Origin of the sequence: Streptomyces sp. FH025 (assembly GCF_017427025.1) — a bacterium.
Lineage (GTDB): Bacteria > Actinomycetota > Actinomycetes > Streptomycetales > Streptomycetaceae > Kitasatospora.
Genome location: NZ_JAFLNG010000021.1, coordinates 19,091 through 29,475 on the forward strand (window position 1 = coordinate 19,091; position 10,385 = coordinate 29,475).

The 10,385-nt window shown below is 72.7% G+C and carries 6 protein-coding genes; 2 read left to right on the forward strand and 4 right to left on the reverse strand.

From position 1 onward, the window contains the following. Positions 1 to 82: 82 nt before the first annotated feature. Complete coding sequence (locus tag J0670_RS40145; protein ID WP_207809290.1) at positions 83 to 4,798, reverse strand: multicopper oxidase domain-containing protein; 4,716 nt, start codon at positions 4,796 to 4,798, stop codon at positions 83 to 85. Positions 4,799 to 5,072: 274 nt separating this feature from the next. Between J0670_RS40145 and J0670_RS02980 the strand changes: the two genes are divergently transcribed. Together J0670_RS02980 and J0670_RS38875 are read left to right on the forward strand one after the other, a co-directional pair. After that, complete coding sequence (locus J0670_RS02980) at positions 5,073 to 5,747, forward strand: response regulator transcription factor (RefSeq protein WP_207809292.1); 675 nt, start codon at positions 5,073 to 5,075, stop codon at positions 5,745 to 5,747. Beyond that, the gene (locus J0670_RS38875) at positions 5,737 to 6,840 is read left to right on the forward strand and encodes a cell wall metabolism sensor histidine kinase WalK (RefSeq protein WP_207809295.1); all 1,104 of its coding nucleotides are present in this window, start codon (positions 5,737 to 5,739) and stop codon (positions 6,838 to 6,840) included. Before J0670_RS02980 ends, J0670_RS38875 begins: the two co-directional genes overlap by 11 nt. Here J0670_RS38875 and J0670_RS02990 read toward each other — a convergent pair. From J0670_RS02990 to J0670_RS03000, 3 genes are all read right to left on the reverse strand, one after another. Continuing rightward, complete coding sequence (locus J0670_RS02990; protein ID WP_207809296.1) at positions 6,802 to 7,725, reverse strand: JmjC domain-containing protein; 924 nt, start codon at positions 7,723 to 7,725, stop codon at positions 6,802 to 6,804. The genes J0670_RS38875 and J0670_RS02990 overlap by 39 nt on opposite strands. Before the next feature lie 45 nt (positions 7,726 to 7,770). Beyond that, on the reverse strand, positions 7,771 to 9,438 hold the full coding sequence (locus J0670_RS02995) for an AMP-binding protein (RefSeq protein WP_207809298.1): 1,668 nt from the start codon (positions 9,436 to 9,438) through the stop codon (positions 7,771 to 7,773). Then, positions 9,435 to 10,385, reverse strand: a 951-nt coding sequence (locus J0670_RS03000) for a class I adenylate-forming enzyme family protein (RefSeq protein ID WP_207809300.1), incomplete at its 5' end; no start/stop codon positions are given. The genes J0670_RS02995 and J0670_RS03000, both read right to left, overlap by 4 nt.

Here is a 10,385-nt window from a genome sequence, read left to right on the forward strand (position 1 = left end):
CGAACAGGGGGAACGGGGGCGGGCCCCGGCGGCCCGCCCCCTGTCGTACGTGATCACTCAGCCGTGATCGATGGCCACGGCATCACGGTGTCGGGGCCACCTGGAGCGGGTCGGAGACCGACTTCACGGTCATGCCCGGGAATGCGCCGCCGTACCCGACGGTGTTGAGGGCGACGACCCGGTAGACGTAGGGCGTGGTCGCCGAGGCCGTCAGGTCGACGAACGTTCGGGGCCCGTGGGTGTTCGGCTGGTCCAGTGGCGAGTCGACCGTGCCGGCGTCGGCCCACGTGGTGCCGCCGTCGCCCGACCGTTGGACGACGAAGCCGGTCTCGTTGATCGAGTTGTCCTGCCAGTCCAGCCGGATCCGGGCGCTCTCGCCCGTGCCCATGACGGTCGACGCGAGCCCGCTCGGCTTCGCCGGCGGCAGCGCCAGCACCTGGGGGCGCATCATGTCCATCTCCTCGTGGCTGAGGATGTGGCAGTGGATGACGTACTCCCAGCCGAAGTTCACCGGTTTGTTGGTGACGGCCGCCGTCGGATTGCCCTGCGGGTCGGTGTTGTTGAACATCGAGGTGCTGCCGAGCGGCATCGTCGGGTCCAACGGCCTCACGGAGTTCGGTACTTCGAACGGCGCGGTCGGCACGATCGGCCGCAGCGCCACGATCGTGTCCTCCAGTGGGCTCATCCGTACCGTGTCCTTCCACCCCAGCTCGTTGGCGTCCGGCTTGATGACGATGTTGTCCCACGTCACCCGGTTGAGGACCTGGACGTCGTAGAGGTGGAAGTGCATCGGGTGGGTGTCCACCCCGTTGTGGGTGAACCGCCAGATCTGTGTGCCGTCCTCGCCGGTGCTGATGGGCGTCACCCTGAGGTCGGCCCTGGGCAGGTTGGTGCCGTCGATCAGTTCGGTGGGCGGGTTGATGTACGGGTACAGCGTCGCGTTCTGCGCCCCCGGTGTCGGTGGCGACGCCTCGACGCCGAGGTTGGTCGACATCCGGCCGTAGTCGTCGAACGTCGTCGCGTTCATCTCGTCGTGGATGGCCTTGGGCTGGAGCGGCATCGTCATCTTGGCGTTCGGTGCCCTGAGCGTGTTGAAGCCGAACGTCGAGGTGTCGTTCACCCGGACCAGGCCGTCGCAGGTCTTGACGGTGCTGTTCTTGGCGTTGCAGTTGCTGCCGGCGGCGAAGCCCGTGCCGTACGCCGAGTTGTAGGCCGCCTGTCCGACGATCACCGGGTTCTGGCCGGACTCGAAGACCCCCGAACCGTCGGCGTGGTGCTTGAAGGCGCTCTGGAGCTTCGTCAGGTTGAACGCCGGGGCCGGCGTGGTGTTCGCGATGGTCACCTGCATCACGGTGCGGGTGTTGGGACCGTAGCCCGGCATGGTCTTCGGTGCGCCGCCGGACTGGGTGAGGTCGGGGGCGCCCGCGTAGTAGTCGTAGGACGAGATGCGCCCGGGGAAGGCCGCGGGTGCGTCGTTGTAGAGGATGAGCGTCTTGCCGGCGAACTTGGAGAAGTCCACCAGCACGTCGGCGCGTTCGGCCGGCGCGACGGTCAGCGAGTGCTTGTCCACGTTGCCGAAGTCGAAGCGGGTCGGGTCGGTGATCCAGGTCGTCGGCTGCTGACCGTCGATGACGGCCGGCGCGGGCAGGAAGCCGCCCTCGTTGGCGATCTGGATCCAGTCCGGCCCGGCGGAGTCGTTGTTGGCGTCCGCCGGGGTGGGCGAGACGTTCGGATCGGTCTGCGCGGCCGCCAGCTCGTCCGCGTTCAGGGCGACCTCGGTGGTGCCGTCGCCCTGCTTCGGATCGGCTTTGTACCACTGGAAGTTGAAGAACCGGTCGTTCGCGGCGTTGAGCAGCCGCATCCGGTAGGTCTTCGGCTGGAGCGTCACCTTCGGATAGGCGACCCCGTTGACGATCGGCGTGTCGTTGAACTGCTCCATGCCCATCGAGATGTTCGGCGTGCCGGGGATCTGCTCCGGCTCGCAGTACGGGGCGCTCTGGTACTGCCAGGTCGACGGGGCGTCCAGCTTGCACGCCGGGTCGTAGTACGGGTTGGCGATCGGCCCGAACCTGGTGTCGCCGGCCGGCGGCCAGAACCACGGCCCGTACATCCAGCGCCCGTACGCGCTCGTGCCGGACGGGTCGCCCGGGTTCTGCGCGGGCATGTAGACGTGGTGGTACCAGAAGCTGCCCTTGCCGCCCCAGCGCTTGGTGTCCCAGGTCGGGTCCTGGCCGTAGGAGAGGGTCGTGCCGGTGGCGTCCTTGCGGTCCTTCAGCTGCGCGTCGTCCGGCACGAACGTGCGGTCCTGGACGAGCAGCGGGATGGTGTCGGCCGCGTCCGGGATCGTGCCGCTGTTGATCAGCGCCTTCTCGGTGTCGTCGGTGATGGTGTAGCCCGCGGCCTCGCCGGCGTACACGTTCAGCCGGGTGATGCCGTAGGAGTGGTCGTGGTAGAACATCAGCCGCGCGCTCTGCTGGTTGGTGTAGTAGAACGTCGAGCAGCCGTCGTCCTTCGCGGCGCAGAGCACCGCCCCGGTGCCGTCCACCATGTCCGGCACGTTCTGCACGCTGACGCCCTGCGGCCACTGCGTGGCCTCGCCGGCCGGGGTGATCCACTGGTGCGGGGTGCCGTCGCTGATCCACGGCGTGACGCCGCCGTGCAGGTGCAGCGTGGCCCGGTTGTCCGTGAAGCAGCCGGCCTTGTCGTTGGTGCAAGCCGGGTTGCGCACCTCGTCCGTGACGGTGCCTTCGTTCTTCGGCGGAGGCATCGTCATCGGGACCATGCCCGCGCCCATGCCGGTGCTGTCGACCGGCAGGAAGAGGTCGCCGTCGGCGCCCTTCGGGAGCAGGTTGCGGAACACGATCCGCACCGGCCGGTCCTTGGTCGCGGCGATGAGGGGGCCCATCCACTGCGGTGAGGTCACGCCCGTGTACGGCAGCGGCTGCCGGGTGCCGTCCATCAGCTCGTTGTAGAGCGGGACCTTGCGCCCGGGCACCGCGTCCGTCGACAGCTGGACGTAGCCCCGCACCAGGGTCGGCGGCAGGTCGGAGGAGAACCGGGTGAGGTACTGCACGAGACCGATGACGTACTCGTCGGCCGGTTTGCCGCCGGTGTTGACGGACTCCGGCACGGCCACGGGGATGAACTTCTCCGAGGGCTTCGTCGACGGCGCCTGCGACTGGGTGGCGTCGGGGCACCCCGTGCCGTTCACCCCGGGGTCGCAGGTCATCGGCAGCGCGTCCTGGAACTTCTTCATCCCGACCGTGAGGTAGCCGGCCCCCGGGCTGGTCACCTCGATCCCGCTGATCGCGCCGGTGTCCGTCACGGCCTTCGCCGCCGCCCCGGCGCCTCCCCTGCCCGTCGGGTCGGTGACGGTCACGGCGGGCGCCGCGGTGTAGTCGGAGCCGACCTTGTCCACCGCGAGCGCGATCAGCTTCAGGCTGCTGGCGGCCGTCGCCTTCGTCGCGCCGTTGATCGGGTCGGCCAGCGTCCCGTTGCGGATCACGACGCCGGGGGCACTGCTGTAGCCGCTGCCGGGCTCGTCGACGGTCACCTTGGTGACGCTGCCGTCGGCGGCGAGATCGGCCGGGTCGACGTGGCCCTTGGCCACCGTGCCGTTCGGGTCGTCGGGGAGGTCGAAGTCGACCGTCGGCATGGTGTAGCCCGCGCCGCCGTCCGTGAGCGTCACGGCGTCCACCCCGCCGGAGGCCGTCGCGGTGGCACCGTTTCCACCGCCGCCGGTGATGCCGACCGCGAAGCCGCCGTAGCCGCTGCCGCCCGCGTCGACGGTGAGGCCGACCACGGCCCCGGTCGCCTTGACGGTGGCCTTCGCGGCCGCCGCCGTGGTGCCGCCCTCGATGGTGACCGAGGTCGCGCCGGCGACGTAGTGGCGCCCCGGAGCGGTCACCTCGATGCTCGCGATGCCTCCGGTCCGCGGGTCCACCGTGGCCGTCGCGGTGGCGCCGGCGCCGGTGCTCGCCGGGAGCACCTGCGCCCCGAAGGAGTACCGGCGGTCCTGCGCCGGGTAGCGCGGGTAGGCGGCCGAACCCAGCGTCACCGTGCCACCGGCGGCCGGGGGCACGTTGGTCGGCGGGGTCGTGGTGCCGTCCACGCCCGCCGGGTACAGGAAGGCGTCGGTGGGTGAGCCGATCCCGGTGTCGACGGGGACGCCCTGGCCGTAGAAGCCGATGACGTCACCGGCCTTGACGGCGACGTCGGGGACGTCGTACGTCGCGACCTCTCCGGCCGCCGCGCTCGGCTTGGGCACCGTCCGCGGCCCGCTGTCGGCCACGACGGTGTACGTGTCCGGTGCGCCCGTCGGCCGCAGGACGTAGGCGTGGAAGAGGCCGCCCTCGGAGGCCGAGGGGCTGCCGCCCGGCTTGACCTGGTTCCAGGTCTGGAAGCTCCTGAGGGTGCCGTCGGGCAGCGGGGAGCCGCCCAGGACGACGAGCACCGGCCCGAGTTCGCCCGGCGGCGTCGCGAAGTCCGTCGCGTACGCCCGGTCGACCAGCGGGTTCCCGACCGGCATCACGGTGGAGCCGATGGTCACCTTGGCCTTCGACACGGTCAGCGGGCTGTTGGCCCAGTTCGGCCACGGGCCGAAGTAGTGCGGTGCCTTCGTCGCGTCCGTCGCGCTGCTCGGCCCGCCCGCACTGCTCGATCCGCCCGCACTGCTCGATCCGCCGGCGACGGCCTCCTGAACCTGCTGGAGCGGCGACGGCGGCAGCCCCGTCAACGCCGCCACCATCGTCCCGACGCCGATCAGGGCGATGGCGCGCCGTCTCGGCGTCCTCCGCACCGCTCTCCTTGCCTGTTTCGTGAACACGCCTTCCCTTTCCCCTTGCCTCGCCACCGGCCGGTGACGCGCGCGCGACAAGTTTGTGGTCGACCGTCGAGCGCGGGGGCGAAGATGACAGGCCTCTCATCCGGCCGTCATGATCCCGACGCCTGTGGTAGATCGTTTGCAAAATGCCCGCCGGGGCACGCGCGTAAGGCACTTGTAGGATCCGGCACGGCCCGCGAGATGACGGCCCGTCCGGCGAGTGCGTCAGGGGAGGAGACGGTGGTCCACCATGGCCCGACTGTTGGTCGTCGAGGACGAGGCGCGGCTACGCGCCTACCTCAAGCGCACGTTGGAGTCGAACGGTCACGTCGTCGACGGCGTCGGATCCGGTCCGGACGCCGTGGAACGCCTGCGGGACGGTGAGTTCGACCTGGTCGTGCTCGATCTCATGCTGCCGGGGTTCGACGGCTTCGAGGTGATGCGGCGCGCCTTCGACCGCCGGCCCGACCAGCGGGTCCTCGTCCTGTCCGCCGTGATGGACGTCGCCACCCGGGTCCGCTGCCTGCGGATCGGGGCCGTCGACTTCCTCGGCAAGCCCTTCGCCACCGCGGAGTTGGTGGAGCGCGTCCGGACCAGGCTCCGCGCGCCCGCCACCGGGATGCCCCAGCGGTGGCTCCGCGTCGGGGAGGTCACCCTCGATCTCGAACGGCAGGCGCTCGGCCTCGGTGGGACGGACGGGAGGCAGGTACCCCTGTCGCACCGCGAGTTCATGCTGCTCGGCCACCTGATGCGGCGGGCGGGCGAGGTGTGCAGCCGGCCTGAACTCCTCGCCGCTGTCTGGGGTTACACCGACGACCTCGGGAGCAACGTGGTCGACGCGACGGTCCGCCGGATCCGCGGCAAGGTGCCCCGGCCGGTCATCGAAACGGTGCGCAATGTCGGATACGCCTTCAGTGCCCGCTGAGCGCCGCAGGCGGCTCGCCTTCGCCGGCTGGGTGCTGTTCACTGCGGGCAGCCAGCTGATGCTGCTCGTCGAACCCGCCCTGGAAACCCTGGTGTTCCACCTGGTGTGGATCAGCATGTCCATCGTCTACGGCGTGCAGAACTGGTCGGCCCGTCGCACGGCCGCCGTGCTGACCGTGGTCACCCTCGTCACGGGCGCCGAGCTGAGCCGGTTCATCGCGCAGGGCCACGCCGAGTGGGACGAACTCGCCGAAGTCCCGCTGATGGCACTGGTCTTCCTCAGCATGGTCTGGCACGTGCGGCGACGGGCCGCCGCCCTCGCGGAGACCAGGCACCTCGTCGAGCGCGAGCGCCGCGCACAGGAGGTCAAGGAGCTGTTCGTCCGCAACTGCTCGCACGAGATGCGCACGCCGATCACGGTGGCCCGCTGCTACGCGGAGATGGTCCGCGGCGAGCTGCCGACCCCGGAGAGCAGGGAGGACCTCGACGTCGTGCTGGACGAGCTGGACAAGCTCGGCAGGCTCGCCGGGCGGCTGCTCGTCCTGGCCGACGCCTACGAGTCCACCGCCTTCGAGTGGGGCCCCGTCGACCTCGGCGCCCTCCTGCGGCGCACCGTCCAGCGGTGGCGGCCGGCCTCGGACCGCGACTGGATCCTGGAGGCACCCTCCGTCCTGATCGAGGGCGACGAATCCCGCCTTGAGGCCGCCCTCGACGCCCTGGTGGAGAACGCCGTGAAGTTCACCGTGGACGGGGACACCATCGCGCTGCGCTGCCGGGCGAGCCGCGACGGCGCCGTGGTCGACGTGGCGGACACGGGCATCGGCTTCGCCCGGTCGCGGGCCGACGACGGGAGCGGCCCGCCCCGGTCGTCCGGCCGCCCCGGCACCGGGCTCGGCCTGGCCATCGTGCGCGCCGTCGTCGAGGGCCACGGCGGCGGCCTCACCGTGCTCTCCGAGCCGCCGAACGGCTCGCTGCTCCGGATGACACTGCCGGCGCACCCGCCGGCGGCAGCGAGCGACAGCGAGGTGACGGCGCCGGCCCGCAGCCGTAGCCGGTCACTGGCCGTCGGGCCCGGCCGCCAGGGCGGCGAGTGAGATCGGCGAGCGCGGGGTGGGGAGTGCGGCCAGCTTCCGGCGGCGGGCGTGGTGCACCAACTGCTCGGGCGTCAGGTCGGCGAGGGCCGCGCGGACGTGCTCCAGCATGGCGGTGGCCGCGGCCAGGACGGCGGTGTCGTCGAGCGGGCGGGCCTCGATGGCCATGGACGCGGCCGAGAGCTTCTGGAGGCTGCGGAACAGGTCTCCCATGTGGACTTCGCGGATGGTCAGCGACAGGTGCACCGACAGGCCCTCGTCGCCGACGGCCTGGTGGGCGAAGGCCCGGGGGATGTAGAGGACTTCGCCGGGCCGCAGGGTGGTGCGCAGCACCTCCGCCGGCGGCTCGCCCTCGACCCGGCCGAGCTGCCAGTCGCCGTCCTTCGGCCCCTCGTGGACGGACCAGGACTTGCTGCCGTTCAGCTGGAGGACGAGCACGTCGGCGTCGTCGCGGTGCAGGGGCACGCCCTGGGTGCCGGGGGGCGTGATGAAGCAGAACGCCTCCACCGCGCGCTGGAGTTCGGCGGAGAGCCGGGCGAGCAGGTCGCGGGTCGGGCCGTGCCACTGGTCGACCCGGCGCATCAGCAGGGTGGCGCCGTCGTCGAGCAGGGCCCGGATCTTCCTCTCGTCGGCGAATCCCCCGTGGGTGCCCTCGTAGACCGTGCGCGGCGTCAGGTAGGCGTCACGGCCGAGCGCTTCCTCGGCGCGGGTCATCTCGACGTAGGGCTCGTGCAGGAAGCCGGTGGCGAGCGCGGCGTCGGCGTCGGCCAGGGTGAAGGGGCTGCGCGCTCCCCCGTCCGGCCTGAAGACACCCGGCCGGCGGCGCCAGTACTCGGTGGTGAAGGCGGCGGGGTCGCCGACCCACTGGGCCAAAGTCGGAGCGTGCACGGTTCCTCTTTCCTCTGATGGTGTCCGCTGTGTGTTCCGGGGCGCTCACAGGCGCGGTAGCGTCCCCCGCAGGAGGCGCCGTCTCGTCTCGCCGACCCGGACCTTGCCGCTGGTCGTCACGGGCAGCCCGCCCCGGGGCAGCAGGACGACCTCGGAGACGTACAGGTCGACGGCGCTCGCCAGCCGCCGCCGGGCCTGGGCGGCCACCTGGGCGGCCGGGGGTGTGCCGGGGCCGTCCGCGAGCTCCGCCACCAGGCAGATCCGGCTGCCGGAGTCGCCGTCCCCGAGGCTGAACGCGGCGCAGCGCCCGGGGCGCAGACCGGGTACGTCCTCGCAGGCCGCGAGGACGTCCGCCGGGTAGAAGTTCCTGCCGTGGTGGACGAGGACGTCGTCGGTCCGGCCGATGACGAACAGGTGGCCGCCGTGGGTGAATCCCCGGTCCCCGGTCGCGTGCCACCCGGCCGGGCGGTGCGCCTCCGGCCAGTAGCCGCTGAACAGTTGCGGCCCGCGCACGGCGATGTCGCCCACGCGCGGGCCGTCGGCCCGTCCGGTGGACGTGTCGCGCACCCGCACCTCGGTGCCGGGCAGCGGGGTGCCCGAGGAGAGCAGGACGGTGGCGGGTTCGCCCGGGGCGGCCGGAACCACCCTCCCCTCCCCCAACGCGTCGGTGCGGACGGCGAGTCGGACCGGAGGGCCGCCCGGGGTGCTGGTGGTGACGGTGAGGGTGGCCTCGGCCATGCCGTAGGAAGGACACAGGCTCCGGGGGGAGAATCCGGCGGCGGCGAACCGCGCGGTGAACCGCTCGGCCGTGGCGGCCCGCACCACCTCGCCCGCGCTGCGCGCGACCCGCCAGGTCCTCAGGTCGAGGGCGGCCAGCTCCTGGTCGGTGACCTTGCGGGCGCACAGCGCGTAGGCGAAGTCGGGCGCGCTGGAGAGGGTGCCGCCGTGCGCGGTGACGGCCGCCGGCCAGGCCGCCGGACGGCGGGCGAACGCCTCGGGCGGCATCAGCACGGAGGTGTAGCCGCTGAAGAGCGGCCTGAGGACTCCGGTGACCAGCCCCATGTCGTGGTGGAGCGGCACCCAGGTCACGGCCACGTCGTCCGGGCCCTCGTCGTAGACGCGCGCGGCCTGGGTGCAGGCGGCGTGCAGCGCGCGGTGGCTGATGACGGCCCCCTTGGGGGAGCCGGTCGAGCCCGAGGTGTACTGGAGGAAGGCGGGCGCGTCGGGCGCGGGGGCGTACGGCGGCAGACCGGTGGCTCCCTCCTCGGCGAGGTCCGGCCAGGTACGTACCCCGCCGGGGGCGTCGAGGCCCCCCAACGCCGTACGGACCGCGTCGCGCCAGGGCGCGGTGGTGACGACCAGAGCCGGGAGGCAGTCGGCGGCGATGCCCCGCAGCCGCCGGCCGAACGCCTCGCTGCGCGTGGTCGCCGGGGTGGCCGCGGGGACCGGTACGATCCCCCGCGCCATGGCGGCCAGCAGGACGGCGACGAAGGACTCGTCGTTCGGCAGCACCATGACCACCCGGTCGCCCGGTCGGGCGCCGGCGGCGAGCAGCCCCTCCCCCGCCGAGGCGACGAGCACGGAGAGTTGACGGAACGTCAGCTTACGGACCCGGTCCCCGTCGAGGCAGGTCAGCGCGACCGCGTCGGGCCGGTGCCGCGCGTGGTGTTCGAGCCGGTCGTGGGCCGTCCCGGGCTGCCGGTCCGAGGTCATCCCCGGCCCTCTGCCCCGCTCACCGGGGCGGCATCGGCGAGGGCGGCCCGTCGGACCTTGCCGCTGGGGGTGCGGGGCAGCGCGCCGGTCTCCGCGAGGACGATCCGGCAGGTGGGCAGGCCGAGCCGGCGCGCAGCGGCCTCGATCGCGGGGGCCGGGTCGGCCGCCGTGAGGCCGTGCTCCACGAAGCAGACCGGCTCCGCGCCGCCGAGGACGACCGCCTCGGTGACGCCGGGCAGCAGCCGGAGTTCGTGTTCGAGCCGGGCGGCGCGGAGTTCCTGTTCGGTCCCCGCCCGGCCGATGACGAACAGGTAGCCGTCGGCGTCGAGGAAGCCCACGTCCCCCGTGGCGTGCACGGGCGCCTCGGACGGGTCCCGGTCGGCGGCCCGCAGCCGGATCCCGATCTCCCCGACCTCTCCGGGCGGCAGGGCCCGGCCGTCGCGGGTGACCTCGATCCGGATCCCGGGCAGCGGGCGGCCGACCGAACCGGGCCGGGTCAGCCACTCCGGGCTGGTGATCTCGGTCAGGACGCTCTTCGAGGTGCCGTAGTACTCGTGCAGGACCGGTCCGAACAGCTCGATCGCCGCGCGCTTCACCGCGGGCGGGCAGGCGGCGCCGCCGTGGAAGACCACCCGGAGCGGCCGGCGCGGGGCCTGGCCGGCCGCGATCAGCTCGGTCAGCCGGTCCGGGCTGAGGAAGGCGCTGTCCGCCGCGTACCGGTCGGCCAGTTCGGCGAACCCGGCGGTGGACCAGGTGCGTTGGACGACGACGGCGCTGCCCGCCTGGAGCGCGTACAGGGCGGGCCCCAGGGTGCCGAGGTGGTAGGTGGGGTTGGCCATCAGGTGCGGGCCCCGCCCCACCCCGGCGCCGTACCGCTCGGCGACGGCCACGCCCTTGTAGGGCCGGGTCGGGCGGGTGCGGACGACGGCCTGCGGGAGGCCGGTGGT